Origin of the sequence: Leeuwenhoekiella sp. A2 (assembly GCF_047946655.1) — a bacterium.
GTDB lineage: Bacteria > Bacteroidota > Bacteroidia > Flavobacteriales > Flavobacteriaceae > Leeuwenhoekiella.
Window position 1 is genome coordinate 3,496,539 of record NZ_CP172311.1, and the last position, 21,703, is coordinate 3,518,241.

The following is a 21,703-nucleotide window of genomic DNA, read 5'->3' on the forward strand; positions in this document are numbered from 1 at the left end:
AATCACTACCTTGTAGTAAAAAAGTATGCCGCTTTATATGGACAGGCACAATATTCCGCAGGACATAACTGCAGAACATGTGGCGCAGATGCATCAGGAAGATCTAAAGATCGAGCATCTTTACGGTTGCAAAGATATGACCTACTGGTGCGATGAAGCCAGGAAAACCGCTTTTTGCCTTATAGAAGCGCCCAATGAAGACGCTATTAGAGAGATGCATCAAAATGCGCACGGCGACGTACCGCATAAGATCATTGAAGTTAATGCGGGCATAGTAGAATCTTTTTTGGGTCGTATAGAAGACCCTGCTCCTCTCAAAAGTGAAGAACAATTAATAAAAGATTCAGCTTTTAGAATTGTTATGATCGCGCAAACCAATCAGATTTTGTGTACTGATGAAGTAAAAAGTAAACTTAGGCGCGTTCTGCACAAGAATTTAGACCTCACAAAAGAAACCATTAAAAATTATAATGGCAACGTAGTTAATTATGATCTTTATAAGTGCATGGCTTCTTTTACTTCAGTAACGCAGGCTGTATTGTGTGCAATTACCATTCATTCTAATTTTAAAAACTTGTCAAAAAAGGTCGATTATCCGCTGCTGGAGCTAAATATCGGGTTGAGCACCGGTGATCCTGTTACAAATACTCCTGATTTTTTTGAAGATACTATAAAAATGACTCAATGGTTATGCGAAGTAATAGATGGTCAAATTGTGGTTTCGCCAGAAGTTCGTTATTCATATGATAAGGAGAATAAGAATGATTTAAATGAAAACAAATCTGTTATTGCGCTAAATCCATCTGAAGAAAAATTTCTAGAGAATTTAATGCAGTTTACAGAAAAACTTTGGAACCAGACCAATCTCAAGGTAGAAGATTTCTGCGCACACCTGTGTTGTAGCAAAGCAAAATTTTATCGCAATATGATCGCATTAACCGGAAAATCACCCAATACATTTTTAAAAGATTACAGGCTTAAGCGTGCATTAAAAATGCTGAGCGTACAAGGTGGAAACGTTTCTCAGGTTGCTTTTGACAGCGGTTTTAATACGCCATCGTATTTTTCAAAATGCTTCCAGGAAGCTTATGGTATGTCGCCTTCTGCTTGCGCGAAATTCTTTATCTAAAATATAACTTTCCCGATTTTTGATCATTTTAGCCGATTTTGAGCTAAAAGTGCTTGTTTTTGAGCGATTTATAAATGCCCGATGTTTTTCTACTATCTACTTTAGCAGTATACAATCTAAAGAATTACTCATCAATCAAAAACAACCAGTATGAAAACAATTAGTGAAATAGAAGAATCAAAAATCAATGTTTTTAAAGACCAACTTAGAGGTGATTTAATTATGCCAGAAGATTCTATTTACGATCAATCAAGAAAAGTCTACAACGCGATGATAGATAAAAAACCGGCTATGATCGTAAAATGTGTAGATGTGGTAGATGTTATAGCTGCCGTAAATTTTGGCCGCGAGCATGATATTTTGATCGCTGTTAGGGGGGGAGGACACAATGGCGGTGGTCTGGGTATATGCGATGATGGTCTGGTTATAGACCTTTCCGGGATAAAATTTATTCGAGTAGATGCAGAGCAGCAGACTGTAAGAGTGGGCGGCGGCAATCTTTGGGGAGAAGTAGATCACGCCACACATCCTTTTGGGCTGGCAGTTCCTGCCGGCATTATATCATCAACAGGAGTAGGCGGTCTTACGCTGGGCGGTGGAGTAGGGCATTTGTCTAGAAAATATGGCCTCACCATAGATAATCTCCTTGAAGCCGATATGGTTCTTGCAGATGGTAGTTTTGTAACCGTTAATGAAAATAAGAATTCAGACCTATTTTGGGCTATTCGTGGTGGTGGTGGTAATTTTGGTATCGTCACTTCATTTAAATTTCAGGCGCATCCGGTAAAAACTGTTATTGGCGGTCCCACTTTATGGCCCATAGAGCGCACTGAAGAAATAATGAAATGGTATCACAATTACATTACTAATGCTCCAGATGAACTCAATGGCTTTATCGCAACCATGATCATTCCCGGCGCTCCTTTTCCGCCAGAGTTACACAACAAACAGTTTTGTGGTATCGTCTGGTGTTATTTAGGTGATCAAAGTACATTTGATGAGCTTTTTAAAGAGATTAATGCGCTAAATCCTGTTTTTGCGCACGTAGGTGAAATGCCATATCCAGCTATTCAGACCCTTTTTGATGGCTTACTGCCTCCGGGATTACAGTGGTACTGGCGTGCAGATTTCTTTAATGACCTGCCTGCTGAAGCCAGTGCACAGCATCTTAAATTTGGTTCTAGTATTCCTTCACCTTTATCGCAAATGCATTTGTACCCTATAAGTGGGGCAGCCGGCAGAGTGGGAGATGAAGATACTCCCTGGGCTTATCGGGATGCAAAATACGCAGGTGTGATAGTGGGCGTAGATCCTGACCCTGCAAATGCGTCTAAAATTACAGAGTGGTGTAAAGATTACTGGACAGCACTGCATCCCTTTTCAGCGGGAGGTGCTTATTCTAATTTTATGATGAATGAAGGGCAGGAGCGGGTAAAATCAAGTTATAAGCACAATTACAGCAGGCTGGCCGGTATTAAACACAAATACGATCCTCATAATTTGTTTCGTGTAAACCAAAATATAGAACCGCAATCTGCTTAAAGCGAAAGCAAAAAAACACCCATTGAATTTACCAATGGGTGTTTTCATTATTGCGGTGAGAAAATAAAAGATCGAGCAACTGTTATTAAGGTAACCTGAATAATTTCAGAATAGTTGCCACGTTTCTTTAGTCTCTTTAAATTTCTAGAATTCCTGAACAGCAGGACGCAGAACGATCTCATTAATATCAACATCTGCAGGTTGCTCAATAGCATATGCTATAGCTCTGGCCACAGAATCTGATGGAATTGCTTGTTTGTAAAATTCTTTAACGTTATTAGAACTCGCTTCGTGAGAACTTCCGTTTTTCAATTCGCTATCTACAGCTCCGGGTTCTATAGAAGTGGTGCGTATTTTACCACCTACTTCATGACGTAAACCTTCAGAAATGGCACGTACGGCAAATTTAGTTCCGCTATAAACAGTTCCGCCCGGGCTAAAAACTTTAATTCCCGCTACCGACGACAAGTTGATAAAGTGACCATGACCTTGCTTTTCAAAAACAGGAAGTGCTGCTGCTATACCATAAAGTACACCTTTAATATTGATGTCTATCATACTGTCCCACTCGTCAATTTTAGTTTCTGTAAGTGGAGCAATAGACATTAAACCAGCATTATTTACAAGAACATCAATTTTACCATAAGCTTCAAGAGCTTTGTCTATTAAAGCTTGTACTTCCTCCTTTTTAGTTACATCGGTTTTGAGCACTTCAGCATTCCCGCCGGCATCACGTATTTCTGAAGCAATTTTTTCAAGATTCTCTATACGACGAGCACCTAATACAACATGCGCTCCTTTTTGTGCTAATAATCTCGCAGTTGCTTCACCTAAACCGCTACTGGCACCAGTGATTATAACTACTTTTCCTTTTATGTTATCTTCCATTTTATATTGTTTTTGGTTGAAAATTTTCTTCACGCAAATTTAGGAAGCGCTTGCTTGCATTTAAATAACATAGGTTAAGAAAAGGAATCTTGCTGAAATCAAAAAACCCGCCTAAAAGGCAGGTTTTTATAGTGATTTGACCGATTTTTATTGCTTACTTATCCAATTATCAATCTTATTTTCAAGTAATTCTAAAGGTACGCAGCCGGTTTCTAGAACCTGATCGTGGTATTTGCGTATATCAAATTTATCACCAAGTTCAGCTTTAGCTTTTTCGCGAAGCTCTCTTATTTTCATCTGTCCTATTTTGTAAGAAAGAGCCTGACCGGGATTTGCCATATATCGCTCAATTTCTGAAGTTACACTAGCTTCAGATTCGGCTTCATTATCAAGTGAATATTGTATCGCCTGTTCACGCGTCCACCCTTTGCTGTGCAATCCTGTATCTACAACTAAGCGCACTGCACGATGCATCTCTGCGCCCAGCATACCAAAATATTGATAAGGATCTGTATACAACCCCAGTTCTATACCTAATGATTCTGCATAAAGTGCCCAGCCCTCGCCGTAACCGCTGTACCAAAGTGTTTTTCTAAACTGTGGAAGTTCTGTGCTTTCCTGCGTTAATGAGATTTGATAATGATGACCCGGGATTGCTTCATGTAAAAATAAGGACTCATCACTGTAAACATTATATGTAGCAGCATCAGGAACGGGAACATAAAATATACCAGGTCGTGTACCATCTAACGAACCGGGATTATACTCTGCACTGGCAGAATTTTCTCTAAAAGCTTCTGTACGTCTTACTTCAAAAGGTGTTTTTGGTTTTACATCAAAAAGCTCTTGCAGCTGAGGTTTCATGCGATCGTAGATATCATTAAAATGGGCGACAACTTCTTCCGGGTTTTTATACGGCATCAATTTTTTATTGGTACGTACATAATTAAAGAATGCTTTTAGATCACCTTCAAAACCTATTTGTTCTTTAACCTTTTCCATTTCCTGAGATATGCGAGCGACTTCATCAAGACCTAATTGATGAATCTCTGCGGCCGTCATATCTGTGGTTGTATATAATTTGATCTGGTGTTGATAATAGGCCTCACCATCAGGAATATCTGCAATACCACTGGTTTCACGGCCAGCAGTTAAATAATCGTTTTTTAAAAAATTAGTCATCTCTTCATAAGCAGGAATTACTTTTTGGGTAACCATTTTTTGATATGCCTGTGTTACTTCTTCTTTTTCCTCATCTGTAAAATCATCGGGCAGATTTTTAACCGGACTGTAGAAAATATGGCTGTCCAGATTAGAGTCTGTCATAGCTTCCATTTGCGGGATAATTTTAGCGATAAGCGATTTAGGTAAAACATAACCTTTTGTAACACCTTCTGCCATATTACGCTCTGCGTTTTTAAACCATATAAGGTAATTATCTACCCGTGTTAGCCAGTTTTTATAGTCGGCTACTGTATTAAAAGGTTGTGCACCGGCCCCGCTGGCAAGCTGACCCATAAAGAGATTTACAGACCACATTTGGTCTATAGGCATGTATTTATCTTTACTAAATTGAAGAGTTTCCAGATTAATATCACACTCCCAGTCTAGAATGGCTTTGCTCATAAGATCTGTCTCATTTAAATTTGAGGCGTCAAACTGTGAAGCTTCTTCCTTATAATGCTGGTAGTAATTTTTTAAACTATCTGTATATTCCTGAGAAAGCGTGTTGGGAAATTTGTCATTATAACGCATATCACCAGATGTGGTGGCGTTAAGGGGATTGAGCTTAAGACCGTCTTCATAGTAATTGTCTAACAGGGTATTAAACTCTGTATTTGCCGCGATCTCCTGGTTTTCTTCTTTTGGTTCATTTTTACAGCTTAATAAGCAGCTAAAACAAATTAAAGTAAGTAGTAATTTTGTCATTATAAAATGGTTAAGGTTGAAAAATAAAAAAGAAATTCAAATGTTATTATAGTGAATCCTTTAGGTTAAAAAGACATTAACAATGCCCATTGGCAGGAAAACTTTATAAAATAATATATCTTTGAGCAAATTATTTTGATTTAAGATTAATAACACCCCCCTTGAAGCAAGGCCCTCCTAATACTGATGATCTTTCTAAAATAAACCAGGCAGATCTGCATAAACTGCTTGATCAGGTTGATGAAATGATTTATCAATACAGATTCAACCCCGAAGATAATACATCTTATTTTCAATATGCCAGCAGAAGTATCATAAACATTTTTGAAATTACTCCAGAAGACGTTAGTGATACTGCAGAACCACTTCTTGCCAGAATTCATCCTGAAGATCGAGAAGAAGTTTTAGCAGCAATGGAGGAGGCTAAAAGTAAACTCCTGAGTTGGGATTATGAATATCGTGTTCTTCTGCCTAAAAAAGGAGAACGCTGGGTGAGAGGTAAAAGCCACCCAGAACCTCAAGCAGACGGCACAATCATTTTTAGAGGCAGCGCCCTTGATATAACAGATAAGAAACGCATCGAGATCGAATTATTTGAGAACAAAGAGCGTTTAAGATTAGCGGTTGAAAGTTCACAGGATGGTATCTGGGACTGGAATATTGAAACTAACAAGGTTTTTTACTCAAAAGCTTCGCAGAATATGCTAGGCTTAACTCAGGAAGAACTTGAAGGAAATTCTGAGGCCTGGAATGAGCGTGTACATCCTGATGATCAAAAAGCCTATTATGACGATATAAAAAAACACTTTAGAGGTGACACGCAATTTTATATAAATGAACATCGCGTAAAGCGAAAAGATGGTAAATACATCTGGATATTAGACAGAGGTAAGGTCATTAAGTGGAATAAAGACGGGAAGCCCCTGCGTGTAATAGGCACACATTCTGATATTACAGATCTAAAACAAAAGGAAGCAGACGCCATAAAAACTACAGGTATTGTTGCAGAGCAAAACCAAAGACTGATGAATTTTGCTCACATTGTATCTCACAACTTACGCTCACACTCCAGTAATTTTGAGTCTTTGCTGGGTATGATGGATGTTGCAGAGAGTATGGAGGAGAAGATGGAGCTTATTGATTATGTAAAAAAGGTTTCAGACGGATTATCTGAAACTATCATGCACCTCAATGAAGTTGTTTCTGTGCAAACAAATGTCACGCTTGAGTTGAAAGATCTCAACCTGCATGATATAATCGAGAAGACGAGATATATTCTAAAAGCTGATATCAATAGGAAACATGCAGATATAACTAATACCGTTTCAAAAGATATACTGGTACGTTATAATCCCGCTTATCTGGAGAGCATAATTTTGAATCTTATATCTAATGCTTTAAAGTATTCACACCCAGATCGCGATCCTGTTATAAAACTGGAAACCAGAACTCTTGATAATTTTCTTGTATTAAGCCTTAGAGATAACGGTAAAGGTATTGACCTTGATAAATACGGGAAGAATATTTTTGGTATGTATAAAACCTTTCATGGCAACGATGACGCTAAAGGTATAGGTCTTTTTATCACAAAAAATCAGGTGGAAGCCATGGGTGGTGAAATCAATGTCACCAGTGAAGTAGGGAAGGGGTCTATTTTTGAAGTGCTTTTTAAGCTCTAGATTGTGGCCAATTAATTAACAGATCGATTTTCTATCCTTTTAATTTTTTAGACGCAGAAATGGTGTAGCTTTGCCGCTTCTTAAAAAAGACACCCATGAAGCGTATCTCAGCCTACCGCAAATTATTTAATAGTGAAGCCAATACAGATCTTAAGCAGCTTAAAACTACTTATAGAAATCTTGTAAAAGAATGGCATCCTGATAAATTTCAGGAAGGCGATGCTAAGCGTGACGAGGCTGAAGTAAAAAGTCGTGAGATTATAGACGCATATCATTTTCTGGTAAGTATCGCTCCCGAAACTAAACTGGCTAATGCCGAAACATACCAGGCTACAATTAATGAATGTGGTATAGCAGATTTTAATCATAAAGGTTTGCTTCTTGATATCACATTTACAGACGGTACTACTTATGAATATTTTGGTGTTCCAAAAAATATTTTCATTAAACTTATAAATTCTGATAAGCAGGTACGTTTTGCTAAGCGCAATATTTACAACAACTATCTTTACAGAAAGTCTAAAAAATCGCTTCAGGAAGCTTAAAATCGGCTGTTTTAGTCAAAAATTCGTCAATATAATTGATGCGTTTTAAGCAGTCTATTTCTGTATTATGAATAAAAAGGCAGTTTATGCAGTAATTCTTTGTGCTCTTATTGCGGGCTCAAACGGCATTCTCATAAAAAGTATGCCCAGCATGTCTACCGGTCTAATTGCTTGGTTTAGAACTGTTGTGCCGGTGCTTTTTCTGCTTCCCGCGTTATGGCGAAATCAAGAACTGAAGATTGAAGGCAACTATAAACATATGTTTCTTGCCTCTGGCATTAATGCCATACGCATGTATCTCTATCTGGTGGCATTTATTTACACTTCTATAGGTAATGCAGTGGTATTATTTTATACCTATCCGCTTTTTGTAGCAGCTCTTGAGATCATATTTCATAAAAAGGGTATAGGGAAAAAGCAACTTATGTTCATGCTTCTGGCTTTTTTTGGTATTTTAATTACCTATGCCGGTAAGAAATTTAGCTTTCAGTCAAATGATTTTATCGGGATGTTAGCGGCGATAGGAGCATCTATAGGTTATGCTATCACGGTTATTATGTTTAAGACAGAAACCCATAATTATAGTAAAAACCAGCTCATAGTTTATCAAAATATAGCGGGTGCCGTTCTTTTCACTCCTTTTTTAATTGCTTTGCCAGATGCAAAACCAGAAGAGTTAGGTATTGGGCTTATTTATGCGTTTACTATAGGTGTGATCGTTTTTAAATTGTTCTTTTTTGGTCTTAAATATTTATCGGCTGCGACTGCAACTTCACTCATGTATTTAGAAGTGGTGAGCGCAATAATTCTTGGGTATTTAATTCTGGGTGAAAGTCTTACGTTAAATACGATAATAGGAGGCAGCTGTATTTTAATTAGCAGTTTTTATATTTCCAGATTAAATCGAAAAGCTGAAAGCGCAAAATAAGTCAATAAAGCTAAATAACAATGTTTTACGATTTTATGATAGAATATCTTTTATTAGTTGTAGCTTTGCCAAGTAAATTGATTCAAAGGTATCTTTAGTAAGAGACACTAATTTGAAAATTTGCGGCAATAGTGCAATACATTTTATAATCGCGGTATAGGAATAAGCGACGTAAGTTTTAAGTCTAGGTTAGAAGTTCAATCATAACCTTTAGTCCTCAAGAATTCTTCTCAGTTTCCACAAAAAATCAGTTATAGAATATAGGCAAGTCTGGAAAACCTCCCAATTTAGTTTAAAAATCGGGTAAAACCAGTAATAATCAGACAAATTACAGCTAATCGTAATTACTGATTACCAAATAAATAGAAATGAATATTTTTAAAGAGTTTATAAATAAATTAAGTAACAATAGAGTAAAAACAATGAAAGAAGGTACAGTAAAATTTTTCAATGGGACTAAAGGTTTTGGTTTCATTAAAGCCGAAGGATCTAACGAAGATATTTTTGTGCACGCAAGTGGACTTATAGACGAGATTCGTGAAAACGACCGTGTTGAGTTTGAAACAGAAAGAGGTAAAAAAGGAATCAATGCAATAAACGTAAGAGTTATTGACTAATTCTTTTTGCAAGATTTAATAAAAAGCCATCTGAAAAGATGGCTTTTTTTATACATTAAAAATACATTCTAATTTCAGAAAAGCAAAACGAATTACAATTTTGCTTTTCTGTATTACTAAGTTACTGCCCATTTCTGTAGCGTTCTATAATAGATTTTATTCCACGTAAGGGGATCAATGTCCACTTAATGCGATTGTTCAACTCATAATTAAGTTCGTAAACCGCTTTTTCAAGCAGAAAAGTATCTAACAAAATATTGTAATCTTCCTGTTCATCTGGCATAAAGTTACCATCGCCCACATTGTTTAAATATCCCTGCAAGAACATGCGCGTGATGTAATAATACCAGGATTCTGCCCATTTTTCGAGATTGCCTTCTTTACGTTGCTTGTCAAATTCATGTTCTGAAATACTGCTGTAAGCAGCATAATGAAATGATCGTATCATAGCAGCAACGTCACGCAATGGTGATCGCTTTAATCTGCGCTCACTAAAGGCACGAGCCGGCTCACCCTCAAAGTTTATAATTACAAAATCTTTACCGGTCCAGAGTACTTGATTTAAATGAAAATCACCATGTGTTCTTATTTTAAGAGTAGGTATTTTGTGGTCAAAAACCCGCTTAAAACAGTCTAAAACCTCACTGCGCATGGCTAAAACCTCCTCAGCTTCATTTTGTATCTCTTCAGGAAGATTTTTAAGGTTTTTAGAGAGATTTTCAAAAGCGCTGCGCGTTAGACTTTGTAACGATGAGAATAATGACCGCTGATAATGCAGCGAGAATTCTTCATGTTCAAAATCTTTCACTTCTGTGTGAGAAGCAAGTGCTGTATGCATTTCTGCACTGCGCTGGCCTAAAAGTGCTATACGCTCTGGAAAAATACTGCCCATAAGCATTTGCATATCTTCTGGTATTTCATCAAATTGAATAGGCTTGGTTAAATTGTTCTTTACTGGTTCCAGCTTTACTTCACGGGCCCGCGTTAATACATTATCAAAATATCTATGTAAAGCATCTTTAGCATAATCCCACGCATTGCCCTGGTTAGAGACAAGATCCTGAACCATTGCCAGAACCACCTTGTTACGAGCTGCTGTATTGTATTCTATTGAACCTACAAACTTGGGAGCATTTTTAAACTGCGCTGTCTCTGATAAGAATTTTGTTATTTCCAGATCTGGATTTATAGTACTGTCAAGTCTTCTATAAAGCTTGAGAAAATATCTGTTGTCATAAATTATAGATGTATTACTTTGTACAGAATCAATTAAACGCGAATTGAGATCATTTACATGAAAGGTTGCCTGTTCTTCTCCTTTTTTAAATATCAATGTTTCGCTTGCAGTATGTAAACGCTTGCTTTTCTGAATATTCAAAAACAAGGTATTTCTATAATTTTCAGAATAAACTGCATCAAAAAGAATTCCCTCATCGTTCTCAAGAGATAAATTAGCAATTATTCCCTTTTTAGGAATTTCGCGTATAGCTTCCTCTCTCGTTTTTGATAGAAAAGCAACCGGAAGCTGGTAATTTTCGGGTAAACCGTCATTATAAACCACTTCAATTATCATTAGATAAACTTGCAGGTTTTTAACGGGTATCGTTCTAATATTGGCGACGGCCACACTTTGTATAACACGAGAATTTCCTTCAAACCAGCTGCAGCTTTTTAAGTAAGGTGTAATAATTTTACTCTCAAGTTTCTTTTTGGTCTTGCTCTCTAATAAATCTGGCCAGTCTTTGATTTTGAGCGTTGGCATAGGGCTTTCCTCAATACGGCTATTCTCTTTTTCTAATGAAAACCAATAGTAACCATGGGGCGCCATTGTGAATAAATAGGGGTCTTCTGTAATTCTGGGAAATTTATTATGGCTAAACACTTCTACGGGAACATAGTCTTCAAAACCTTCTAATTCCAGTTCTACTGCCTGAGAAAAGCGCGATAAATTACCTAATACCAAAATATCTTCATCCTGATAACTTCTTGTATAAGCAATAACCTTAGAATTAGATGGCGATAAAAATTTAATATCACCACGGCCAAAGGCCTTGTAACGCTTACGCATCCCAATTATACGTTTCATCCACCACAGCAGTGAGGATGCGTTCATTTGCTGCGCTTCTACATTTACAGACTCATATTTATACTCCGGGTCAATAATAGTAGGCAAGTATAACTTCTGCGGATTTGCCATTGAGAAACCGGCATTTCTGTCGGCCGTCCATTGCATAGGTGTGCGCACTCCGTCACGATCACCCAGATAAAAATTGTCTCCCATACCTATCTCATCACCATAATAAAGAACTGGTGTTCCCGGTAGCGAAAACAGCAAAACGTTCATCAACTCGATCTTATTCCTGTTGTTCTCAAGCAAAGGGGCAAGGCGGTGACGAATACCTACATTTATTTTAGCCTGAGGATCTTTGGTGTAAACCTTATACATGTAATCGCGTTCTTCATCTGTCACCATCTCGAGTGTAAGTTCGTCATGATTACGCAAAAAGATCGCCCACTGGCAGGATTCCGGTATATCTGGAGTTTGATCAATAATGTCAATAATAGGATAGCGGTCTTCCATTTTTACCGCCATAAACATACGCGGCATAATAGGGAAGTGGTAGTTCATGTGACACTCATCACCTTCACCAAAATAAGCTGCAGAATCTTCAGGCCACATATTTGCTTCAGCGAGAAGCAGTTTATTATCATGATTCGCATCAATATGAGCACGTAATTTTTTTAAGAAGGTATGCGTTTCGTCAAGATTTTCACAGTTGGTATCTTCTCTTTCAAATAAATAAGGTACTGCATCAAGACGGAAACCATCAACGCCTAATTCACACCAGTAATCCATTATTTTAAAGACCTCCTTCTGTACCAGCAGATTATCGAAATTTAAATCTGGCTGATGCGAAAAGAACCGGTGCCAGAAATACTGTTTCGCCACAGGGTCCCATGTCCAGTTAGAGGGTTCTGTATCAGTAAAAATAATACGGGCATCTTTATATTTTTTAGGATCGTCTGTCCACACATAATAATCTCTTTCAGGTGAGCCAATGGGAGCTTTACGTGCTCGCTGAAACCATGCATGTTGATCTGATGTATGATTTATAACCAGCTCTGTAATTACTTTTAATCCCCGTTTATGTGCTTGCTTAATGAGTTTTTTAAATCCTTTTATATTACCATAGGATGGGTTAATACTATAATAATCTGCTATATCATAGCCATCATCGCGCAACGGAGAAGGATAAAAGGGCAAAAGCCAGATCGCTGTAACACCCAGATCTTCAAGATAATCTAGTTTTTGTAATAGACCGTCAAAATCGCCTATACCGTCACCATTACTGTCGAAAAAAGCTTTAATATGAAGTTCATAAATTACGGCATCTTTATACCAATGCACGTTCTCGTCTATGCTTGCAGATGTACTCATAAATCTTATTGTGTTTAAAACCTGAAGGTTAAGAAATCAATTTCCTTAAAGTTACAGAAGCCTGAGGTATTGAAAAATTAAATAACAAGAATTAAACATTTCCCCCCTAATTTTTACGAATAAGCGTAAAGCACAAGTAAGAGTGCCGGTAAGAAAAGTAGGATGAAAAAGAGGAAAATTAAAAAGCTAAAATTGAAAGTTAATCTGCAGATTCTGTTAACGCTAAAATATCTTTATTCTCCAGTATTACATTTTTTCCTTTTAAGAAACCGGCATTAAAAATAGCCAGACCTAATTCTGTTGAGCGTATACTGTATTTATTGCCAAACATTTTAAGCAAGGGGTATGCTTTACGCATGATCTTATAACTTGAGTTAGGCTCTTTTCTTTCTTCTACGGGATAAATATTGCCAGGTCTAAAGATGTACAGGCTTTCAAGATCTTTACTGATGAGATAATTTTCTGCCATGCCTTTATATTTTGCAAATGGCATCCTGCTTTTTTCTTTTTGATCTGCACCAGCACCACTCAAAAAACAAACATGTGCTTCAGGACTCATTTTGTTCAGGACATCTATAAAAGATACTGTATAATCTACAGTTATCTGCTTAAAGAGCGCATCTTTTACCGTACCAGAGTAAACTCCCAGACAGAAATAAGCAATATCAATATCTTCAAAATCGGTTTTATGAGTAGAAAAATCGGTGAAATCAGTAACAATAACCTCCTTTAACTTGGGGTGATTTATTCCGCTTGAGCGTCGAGTTAATGAAATTATACGAGTAATTCTAAAAGATTCTAAACAATGCTGTAAAACAATATTCCCTACCATCCCGGTAGCACCTGTAATCAATACGTTCTTCATAAGTGGTAGCGTTTATCAGCGAAGATTAAACAAATAGGATAATATTAATATTTTCGAAAGCAAAGTTAGAAACACTATAAAATCCGGAAAATTTGAATCTCAATTGATAAGTAAATCTATACTAATTAATAACTGTAGGCAAGAGCGGATTTTCTTATTTCAGCATAGAATTATGAGATCAATTCAACGTACTTTCTTTGAAATGATTTGATCACTTTAAGTTTCAGAATGTTAAACCTTTGGGTGTAATTAAATAAAATAATATCAAAATGTAGAGATTCTCTTTCTTTATTATATTATTGCCAATTAAACCCTACTTGAAAAATATAAGATACGCGTTACCGTTTTTAACGGATATGTGTACATAAACTAATGATCTTCAGGTTACTTCTTATATCTGTTTTTTTTATCTGTCAACTTAATTATGGGCAATGTCCCGAGGGCAGTATACGCCTGTCTTCTCAAGCCGAAGTTAGCAACTTTGTATCATCACATGGCAGTTGTACAATGCTTCCGGCTAATTTGATCATTGAAGGAGCAAATATTACAGACATTTCAGGAATTCAGAATATTCAAAATATAGAAGGTCATTTATTAATTAAAGAAACTTCGCTCACAGATATAAGCAGTCTTAATTCGCTAGAGGCAGTAAAAGGAAGATTATTTATTGAAGACAATCCCCTTCTGGAAGAAATCAATCTTTCAAATATAGAAGAGATAGGCAGGCTTAATATTGAAAATAACCAAAAGCTCACCAGCATTAGCGGCTTTGATAAACTAGCTTGTACCAGCCAAATGGAATTCTCTTATAATGAGCAACTACAATCAATCAACGGTTTTAATGCAATTAGTTCTGCTGGTGTATTTCAAATAATTGAAAATCCTGATCTGCAGCGTGTAGAAGGATTCAGCAATCTGGCGGAGGTAAGTTCTGTACTTTATATTCATCAAAATCCGGAATTATTAGTTATTCCTGCTTTTAATGATCTTCAGAAAATAGAAGGTTTAAGAATATCTTACAATCAAAAACTTACAACATTTGGCGAATATCAAAATCTCAAAAAAGCCAATTACATTCATATAGAATACAGTGGCAACAGTAATACCACTCCCTATTTTTCATCTTTTGATAATCTAATAGAAATTAATTCTATTTCACTTAGATATTTAGGAATAGAAAAGATAGACGCTTTTAAAAATGTATACAATCTTGGGGATCTTACTTTAGAAGGGATGGCAAATCTTACAGATTTTAATGCTCTTAATAAAGTTGATCATATTCTTTTTGCAACCATAAGAGAAAATGCCGGTTTGATTTCTTTTAATGCATTGCAAAACCTGAAAGAAGTTGCCTTTTCAATTCTTCTATATCAAAATACATCGCTTGAAACAATTGATGGATTATCTAAACTCGAAAAAGTAGGTTACGAGCTTCAAATTAGCTCAATGGATAAACTTAAAAATCTTGATTTTCTAAACAAGCTGCGCAGTGTGACTAATAGTTTGTCGATACAATTTAATATGTCGCTTACAGATTGTTCTGGTTTAAGCAATTATCTAAATTATGGTAAACAGCCTATTTTTTTAACCATTAGAGATAATCTTTTTCCCTGCAATACTTCGGCTGAGATAGCCGCAAGAGGAGATAATGATGGTGACGGTATAGCAGATGCTGTTGACCTCGATGATGACAACGATGGTCTTACAGATCTATCTGAACAAGATGGTGACCCTACACGTGATTCAGATCTTGATCTGCTGCCAGATCATTTAGACCCAGACAGTGATAATGATGGCTGTTTTGATGTGTTTGAAGCCGGATTTTCTGATCCCGATGTTGATGGCATTTTAGGGAGTGGTAAGCCTAATGTTGATTCTGATGGTAAAGTATTAAATGAACCTAGTGGTTACAATAAACCTGCAGATGTAAATCTCAATGCAGTGCCAGATTATCAGGAATATTGGCGCACACCTTTATATAATTTACAGCCGCAATCAGTTGAGATCGTATTGGGGCAATCTGCCACATTTACAACAGAAGTAGTAAATGCATCTGTATTGCAGTGGGAAAAAAGTACAGATGCCGGCAATAACTGGATTCCTTTAATTGAAGACGCAGGTTACTCAGGTGTAAACACGCAGGAGCTTACGGTAACAAATCCATCAATTGCAGAAGATCTTAGTCTGTACAGATTACGCATTTCTAACCCGGCCAGTAATTGCTATACACCCAGATCTTCTAATATTGCAACGCTGTCTATACAGTTACCGGTAAATGCGACAGCGGGTAATGATACATCTGTTACAATTTGTAAAAATGAAGAGCCGATAGATCTATTTTCGCTTTTGCCTGGGAATCCTATACAGGGCGGAACATGGTACCCCTTTCTTCAGGGGAAGCAAGGTTATTTTGATCCTGCCTTAGATGAGGCAGTAACATATACGTACACCGTAACAGATGCAAACTGTAATGTCGCTGAAGCCAATGTAGCCGTTAATTTGAGTACGTATAAAAGCGCAGGTGAAAATGGCGATCTAACGACCTGTACATCAAATACGCCTGCAGATCTTTTTGAAAGCCTTAATGGTAATCCTGAAACCGGCGGAATATGGACACCTACTCTTAGCAGCGGAACCGGTATTTTTGATCCTGCTGTCGATCCTGAAGGAATTTATACCTATACAGTTATAAATAATGGTTGTGAAGATACAAGTGCAACCGTAGAAGTTACACTCTTAGAAGGCAATCCCAATGCCGGCGATGATGGTGAAATAACTATATGTATAGAAGGTGAACCTGTTGATCTTTTTCAAATACTGGGTAACAACCCTGATGCAGAAGGTACGTGGTCCCCTCAATTAATATCTGAAACAGGCGTTTTTGATCCCGTAATTGAGGCACCGGGAATTTATAGGTATACTATAGACAGAGGTGCTTGCGGTATTGATGAAGCAACGGTAAATGTAATCGTTGAGCAATTACCCAATGCGGGTGTAAGCAGAACTTTTACGGTTTGTGAGGAAGAAGGTGTTATAGATCTCTTTACGCAATTAGATGGTATACCGCAGGAAGGCGGCGTTTGGTCTCCGGTTTTGGCAAGTGGTTCGGGGATTTTTGATCCTGCTTTAGATGCTTCGGGCGTGTATGTATATACTGTGAATAACAGTTGTGGAAGCGCTTCCGCGGAAATAGATATTACGGTCATACCAATTGCCAATGCAGGAGAAGATGCTGCAATTTCGGTTTGTAAGAATGGAGAAGCGCAGGATTTGTTTTTCGCTTTAAGCGGATCACCAGACGACAGCGGATTATGGAGTCCGCAATTATATAGCGGCACGGGTATTTTTGATCCCGCCATAGATGAGGCAGGTATTTATACATATACTGTTATAAATGGTAATTGTACACCGGTATCTGCACAGGTAACTGTAAATGTGGAAGATATAAGCGCTGCCGGTGAAGATGGGATTCTTGAGATATGCAATTCTGGTGCAGCCGTAGATCTTATGAATTACCTTAATGGTAATCCTGTTTCTGGCGGTACATGGTCGCCTGCTTTAAATAGCGGTGGTAGCATTTTTGATCCCTCGCGAGATACTGCAGCAAGCTATTTTTATACTGTAAATGATGGCCTTTGCGGCGAAAGCAGTGCCCGTGTAGATATCGTACGCAGTGCGGGAACACCTATTACCAATTTTGAAGTGAATGCGGGACAGCGATCAGGTTCTAATTTTATTGAAATTATTATAAATACACCGGGCGATTTTGAATACTCTTTAGACGATTTTTACTATCAGGAGGGCAATATTTTTAATGATATAGCAGGTGGAAATTATACAGTTTACGCTCGTGAAATAGGAGGTTGTGGCATTTTACGACAACGGGTTTCTATCTTTAGCTTTCCCCGGTATTTTACACCTAATAATGATGGCCGTCACGATAATTGGCAACCTCTGGGTACTTCAGATCAAAACTTCACTGTATTTATTTATGACCGTTATGGCAAATTATTAAAGCAGATCAACCAGATTTATGACTCCTGGGATGGCACATATAATGGCAGACAGCTTCCTGCAGACGATTATTGGTTTCATATAGAATTTGCAGATGGCAGTTCACAAAAAGGACATTTTAGTCTCATACGTTAAGAAAAAGCAGGCAAAAATTTTTATACATGTAAAAAATATTTTTGCAAAATTAAACCGTCTTATATTTATTTAATGCGCACATAAATGGGTTAAAATGACTAAAAATCGGTCTTTTTGTACCAATAATCGAATAAATTGCGCTTTCGTTAATTTTTTTTAAATGGTAATTTAATTGTCTATCTTTAATTATACAAGTTAAAGTACACTCCCCTTCAGCGTAAAAAATTAAATGAATAACAGCTCAATATATACATTGCATGCTAAAAAATTATACGGTACAAAATGTTTTAAATAACTCATCAGATGTTATTTTATTTATTAGTGAAGAAGGAGATATAATCTGGGCAAATAAACTAGGCCTTGAATTATTTGAGAGTGAGACTATCGCTTTTACAGACACAATGTTAGATGATGATATTCCTGAATTTGAACAACTCTTAACAAAAATAAAGCAGCCTAAAAACACTAACGAGTTATTTAGCTGTCGCCATCAGTTAGAGAGTGGTATCACTATATCTCTAAAGTGGTCGCTTGGGTGGGATTCAGATAAGCGATATATTATTTGTCTAGCAGCTGGTGGTACTAAAAGTATTGTAGAAGAGAAGCTTAGGTATCACTATATTTTTCAAAAAGATCCTTCTCCTAAGATCAAATACGATTCTAAAACACTTAAAATTATCGATCTCAACGATGCTGCTATAAGCGTATACGGTTATTCTAAAGAAGAATTTTTAGACATGACAGTGAAAGATATCTTTGTTGAAGATTCTGTCTTTGACTTTCTAAAAGGTCAGCGCGGCTTGAGTGAAAAACATTTTCCTTATCATCTTGGTGTATTCACGCATCATCATAAAGACGGGACTAACTTAATCATGGATGTTTCCGGCGGTATGAGCTCGTCAATAGAAGAGAGTATGATGTTATATTGCGTCGATATTACAGAGTCGCACAAAACATTACAATTTGAGCGTCTAGAGCGAAGAATTATGGAGCAGGCGATGGAGATAGCGCCAGACTTAAATAAAATTTTAGAAAATTACGTTCTGGGACTTGAGCAGATCTTCCCAGATATGAAGGCTTCTATTTTAAGTGTAAAAGACAATAAAATATATAATCTCGCTTGTCCTAATTTGCCTCAAATTTATAAACAAGCAATTGAAGGAGCCACTATAGGGCCCAAAGGTGGCTCATGCGGTACAGCAGCATTTCTTAAAAAACGTGTAATTGTTTCAGATATTAGCACAGATCCTCTTTGGGAAGATTATAAGGCGTTGGCATTGCCCGTAGGTCTGGCTGCATGCTGGTCACAACCTATTTTTAACTCAGAAAAAAATGTAATCGCAACATTTGCAAACTATTATGCTACGCCCAGAAAACCAACCCACAAAGAACTTTTGTTTTTTGAGCGCTCTTCTTCCCTCGTGAGTATAATACTAGAGAACTATAGAAATAGTATGGCAATACGCTCAAGAAATCAACTCTATAAATATGTACATCAAGCTACTAACGATGCCATTTATGATTATGATTTTATAAATGATAATATCAAGTGGGGGCAAAGCTTTCAACGTCTGTTTGGTTATCCTATATCCAATGATATTTATTCATTAGAAAGATGGAAAAAAATAGTTCATCCCGAAGATCTAACATTAGTCTTAGATTCTTTAAATCTGTTTCTTAATAATAGCTCTGAGAATCGTTGGACAGCTCAATATAGACTTAAGAAGGCAGATAGTACGTATGTATTTGTAGAAGCAATGGCCCTTGCAGTAAGAGATTCAAAGGGAAATGTCACTAGGTTAATAGGCGTCCTTACCGACATCTCAGAAAAATTGGCCTATGTTAAAACTGTAGAAGAACAAAATACCCGCTTACGCGAAATTGCCTGGGATCAATCACATTCTGTACGAGTGCCTGTAGCCAGACTTATGGGGCTGATAGATCTTATTAAAAACGGAAATATCTCGATGGCAGAAAAAGAAGATCTTCTTACAGATGTTCTCGACTCTGCCAAGGAAGTAGATAAGGTTATTAAATGCATTTCTTTAAAAACAAAATCACATAAAGAAACTGAAGAAATCGCCAAGCTTTTACAAGGTAATAAGTTGCTTAATTTTCAAGCCGATAATTAATAATATGTCTCAAATGTTATTAAATTCGCGAGGTTTTAAAATTTTATGAGTAATAAAGTATTGATTATAGATGACGATGCAGTAATTAGAAAAATACTTGCACGTATGCTTCAAATTACCGGGATAGCAAAAGAACCTATAAATCTGGTAGACGGGCTCGAGGCTTACAATTACTTAATTAGTGAAGAAAAAGCAATAAAATACACTCTATTTCTTGATATTAATATGCCAAATATGAACGGTTGGCAACTGCTGGAGAGGCTTAAAAGCGAAAATTTACTCGATAATAAATTGATCTATATTATAACTTCTTCTGTAGATCATAAAGATTACCAAAAAGCCGAAGCAAATCCGCATATAACAAGTGTGATCACTAAACCTGTAACGCTGGCAAAGCTCAAAGCATTAGTGACAAAATAAATACTCCTTAAAATTGAAAAATCGGGTAAAATAAGGCAAATATCGCCTCATTCTATCCGATTTTTCTTTCTGCTTTAAACTTTAAAATTGGTGACTATTAATCAGCCATCTCGTCTAATTTACTATTTGCAGATTTTTTTAGATCATCATATTTACCACTGATATTTTCTTCAAGATCCTGTACGGTATCTTTTATCTTCTTACCAGTATCATCAATTTTATTTTTCAGGTTTGCCTTTTCTTCCGGAGTCATATTCTTGTATTTCCAGAAAGCGAAAGCTCCTAATCCTATTCCTAATAAGGCTAAAATGCCTTTTCCATTCTTATTTGCCATGATTGATTGTTTTGTCATGAAGATAACCTAAAAATCGTGACTATGTTGTGTACAAATACACTTTAGGATTTATTTAATAGAAGGCTTAAGCGAAAAACAAATTTTGCTGATGAACTATTTAAACCCTATTTCTTCAAGCCCTTTGTGACTCACTTTGATGGCTTCAAGCGGTTCCATATTAAAGGTTTTATCTTGTTCTACCATATAATACTTCATCCCGGCAATATCTTTTTGAGCAAGAATGCTGGCAAAATCAATATGACCATTACCTACAGGTGCAAATCTACCTTCATCATCCATATCTTTTACATGCCACATTTTAAAACGACCAGGATATTTTTTAAAGTAAGCAATAGGGTCTTCATCTGCTTTTGTTACCCAGTAAAGATCCATCTGAAAGTTTACATAGTCAGGATTTGTATGCTCTAACATATAGTCATAAATCTTATTGCCATTTGCATCCTCTTCAAATTCAAAATTATGATTGTGATAAAGGAGTTTTAAACCTGCTTTTTTACACTTTTCGCCAAGCGTATTTAGAATCTTGGTCAGATTTTCTGCATCGCCTTTCATGCCCATTCCCGTGTCGCTATAAGTAAACAAACCCATAGGAGGTACCGGGATTACAAAATATTTAAAGCCTGCAGCTTTTACATCTGCTATCATAGCGTCTGCATTTTCAAGCGTTACAGTTCCCTGATGCGTGCTTATTGGGTTTAATCCCAGTTTTTTTAATTCTTTTTTAAACTCTTTAGGTTGCATACCATAGAATTTGCCGTCTTCATATCCGGCCGCTTCTATATTCTTATACCCTGCATCTGCCACGGCTTTAAGAGTAGCTTTAACGTCTTTACCCATATCATCACGTACGGTGTAGAGAGCCAGCCCTCCCAATTTATCTTGCGCTACGGCACTAAAGCAGCCGGCTAAAAAAAGGGCTACAAAAGCCAGTTTTAATGATAATCTGATCAATTTTGTATTCATAAGTTGTCTAATTTTTATTACTTCATTAAAAATAGTATATGTAAACAAGGAAATTGCCATTTCTGCAAAAAAAAACAGCTGGCTAAATAACCAACTGTTTTAATACCATTGTAAAGGATTTTT

The 21,703-nt window shown here is 36.7% G+C and carries 15 protein-coding genes; 9 read left to right on the top strand and 6 right to left on the bottom strand.

The features are described 5' to 3' along the window. The first annotated feature begins 25 nt into the window (after positions 1-25). Entirely contained in the window at positions 26-1,129 is a 1,104-nt protein-coding gene (locus tag ACH3PA_RS15400; protein ID WP_416448271.1) for a nickel-binding protein, read from the top strand. Positions 1,130-1,279: 150 nt separating this feature from the next. Further along, entirely contained in the window at positions 1,280-2,671 is a 1,392-nt protein-coding gene (locus ACH3PA_RS15405; RefSeq protein ID WP_416441931.1) for an FAD-binding oxidoreductase, read from the top strand. A 144-nt stretch (positions 2,672-2,815) separates the two neighbouring features. Here ACH3PA_RS15405 and ACH3PA_RS15410 read toward each other — a convergent pair whose 3' ends face one another. Together ACH3PA_RS15410 and ACH3PA_RS15415 are read right to left on the bottom strand one after the other, a co-directional pair. Then, entirely contained in the window at positions 2,816-3,559 is a 744-nt protein-coding gene (locus ACH3PA_RS15410; RefSeq protein ID WP_416441933.1) for an SDR family oxidoreductase, read from the bottom strand. A gap of 147 nt (positions 3,560-3,706) precedes the next feature. Next, positions 3,707-5,488, bottom strand: a complete 1,782-nt coding sequence (locus ACH3PA_RS15415) for a DUF885 domain-containing protein (RefSeq protein ID WP_416441935.1) — start codon at positions 5,486-5,488, stop codon at positions 3,707-3,709. A 161-nt stretch (positions 5,489-5,649) separates the two neighbouring features. Here ACH3PA_RS15415 and ACH3PA_RS15420 point away from each other — a divergent pair, with 161 nt between their 5' ends. The 4 genes from ACH3PA_RS15420 to ACH3PA_RS15435 all read left to right on the top strand — a co-directional run bounded on the left by ACH3PA_RS15420 (position 5,650) and on the right by ACH3PA_RS15435 (position 9,257). Next, a complete protein-coding gene (locus ACH3PA_RS15420) occupies positions 5,650-7,167 on the top strand; it encodes a sensor histidine kinase (RefSeq protein ID WP_416441937.1) in 1,518 nt (505 codons plus the stop codon). Positions 7,168-7,262: 95 nt separating this feature from the next. After that, a complete protein-coding gene (locus ACH3PA_RS15425) occupies positions 7,263-7,712 on the top strand; it encodes a KTSC domain-containing protein (protein WP_416441939.1) in 450 nt (149 codons plus the stop codon). A 67-nt stretch (positions 7,713-7,779) separates the two neighbouring features. Beyond that, positions 7,780-8,640 carry a DMT family transporter gene (locus ACH3PA_RS15430; RefSeq protein ID WP_416441941.1) on the top strand — a complete coding sequence of 287 codons (861 nt, stop codon included), beginning with the start codon at positions 7,780-7,782 and terminating at the stop codon, positions 8,638-8,640. Positions 8,641-9,062: 422 nt separating this feature from the next. Further along, the gene (locus tag ACH3PA_RS15435) at positions 9,063-9,257 is read left to right on the top strand and encodes a cold-shock protein (RefSeq protein ID WP_416441943.1); all 195 of its coding nucleotides are present in this window, start codon (positions 9,063-9,065) and stop codon (positions 9,255-9,257) included. 121 nt (positions 9,258-9,378) lie between these two features. On the opposite strand, the gene treS is transcribed toward ACH3PA_RS15435, so the two are convergent. Continuing rightward, entirely contained in the window at positions 9,379-12,696 is a 3,318-nt protein-coding gene (treS, locus tag ACH3PA_RS15440) for a maltose alpha-D-glucosyltransferase (RefSeq protein WP_416441945.1), read from the bottom strand. 199 nt (positions 12,697-12,895) lie between these two features. Further along, positions 12,896-13,561 (bottom strand): NAD-dependent epimerase/dehydratase family protein, encoded by a 666-nt coding sequence (locus ACH3PA_RS15445; protein ID WP_416441947.1) that lies wholly within the window; start codon positions 13,559-13,561, stop codon positions 12,896-12,898. Between the two features lie 372 nt (positions 13,562-13,933). On the opposite strand from ACH3PA_RS15445, the gene ACH3PA_RS15450 reads away from it, so the two are divergent. The 3 genes from ACH3PA_RS15450 to ACH3PA_RS15460 all read left to right on the top strand — a co-directional run bounded on the left by ACH3PA_RS15450 (position 13,934) and on the right by ACH3PA_RS15460 (position 20,262). Further along, positions 13,934-17,710: a T9SS type B sorting domain-containing protein gene (locus ACH3PA_RS15450; protein ID WP_416441949.1), complete on the top strand. Its 3,777-nt coding sequence runs from the start codon at positions 13,934-13,936 to the stop codon at positions 17,708-17,710. Between the two features lie 257 nt (positions 17,711-17,967). Continuing rightward, a complete protein-coding gene (locus tag ACH3PA_RS15455; RefSeq protein ID WP_416441951.1) occupies positions 17,968-19,842 on the top strand; it encodes a PAS domain-containing protein in 1,875 nt (624 codons plus the stop codon). A 45-nt stretch (positions 19,843-19,887) separates the two neighbouring features. Then, positions 19,888-20,262: a response regulator gene (locus ACH3PA_RS15460; RefSeq protein ID WP_416441953.1), complete on the top strand. Its 375-nt coding sequence runs from the start codon at positions 19,888-19,890 to the stop codon at positions 20,260-20,262. 97 nt (positions 20,263-20,359) lie between these two features. Here ACH3PA_RS15460 and ACH3PA_RS15465 read toward each other — a convergent pair whose 3' ends face one another. Continuing rightward, positions 20,360-20,596 carry a YtxH domain-containing protein gene (locus tag ACH3PA_RS15465; RefSeq protein WP_416441955.1) on the bottom strand — a complete coding sequence of 79 codons (237 nt, stop codon included), beginning with the start codon at positions 20,594-20,596 and terminating at the stop codon, positions 20,360-20,362. 114 nt (positions 20,597-20,710) lie between these two features. Next, entirely contained in the window at positions 20,711-21,580 is an 870-nt protein-coding gene (locus ACH3PA_RS15470) for a sugar phosphate isomerase/epimerase family protein (protein WP_416441957.1), read from the bottom strand. Positions 21,581-21,703 lie beyond the last annotated feature (123 nt).

Coding starts and splice junctions, on each gene's coding strand:
- ACH3PA_RS15400 (WP_416448271.1), top strand. CDS start 26: ATGCCGCTTTATATGGACAGGCACAATATTCCGCAGGACATAACTGCA.
- treS (WP_416441945.1), bottom strand. CDS start 12,696: ATGAGTACATCTGCAAGCATAGACGAGAACGTGCATTGGTATAAAGAT.
- ACH3PA_RS15415 (WP_416441935.1), bottom strand. CDS start 5,488: ATGACAAAATTACTACTTACTTTAATTTGTTTTAGCTGCTTATTAAGC.
- ACH3PA_RS15435 (WP_416441943.1), top strand. CDS start 9,063: ATGAAAGAAGGTACAGTAAAATTTTTCAATGGGACTAAAGGTTTTGGT.
- ACH3PA_RS15425 (WP_416441939.1), top strand. CDS start 7,263: ATGAAGCGTATCTCAGCCTACCGCAAATTATTTAATAGTGAAGCCAAT.
- ACH3PA_RS15465 (WP_416441955.1), bottom strand. CDS start 20,596: ATGGCAAATAAGAATGGAAAAGGCATTTTAGCCTTATTAGGAATAGGA.
- ACH3PA_RS15460 (WP_416441953.1), top strand. CDS start 19,888: ATGAGTAATAAAGTATTGATTATAGATGACGATGCAGTAATTAGAAAA.
- ACH3PA_RS15405 (WP_416441931.1), top strand. CDS start 1,280: ATGAAAACAATTAGTGAAATAGAAGAATCAAAAATCAATGTTTTTAAA.
- ACH3PA_RS15455 (WP_416441951.1), top strand. CDS start 17,968: ATGCTAAAAAATTATACGGTACAAAATGTTTTAAATAACTCATCAGAT.
- ACH3PA_RS15430 (WP_416441941.1), top strand. CDS start 7,780: ATGAATAAAAAGGCAGTTTATGCAGTAATTCTTTGTGCTCTTATTGCG.
- ACH3PA_RS15410 (WP_416441933.1), bottom strand. CDS start 3,559: ATGGAAGATAACATAAAAGGAAAAGTAGTTATAATCACTGGTGCCAGT.
- ACH3PA_RS15445 (WP_416441947.1), bottom strand. CDS start 13,561: ATGAAGAACGTATTGATTACAGGTGCTACCGGGATGGTAGGGAATATT.
- ACH3PA_RS15470 (WP_416441957.1), bottom strand. CDS start 21,580: ATGAATACAAAATTGATCAGATTATCATTAAAACTGGCTTTTGTAGCC.
- ACH3PA_RS15450 (WP_416441949.1), top strand. CDS start 13,934: ATGATCTTCAGGTTACTTCTTATATCTGTTTTTTTTATCTGTCAACTT.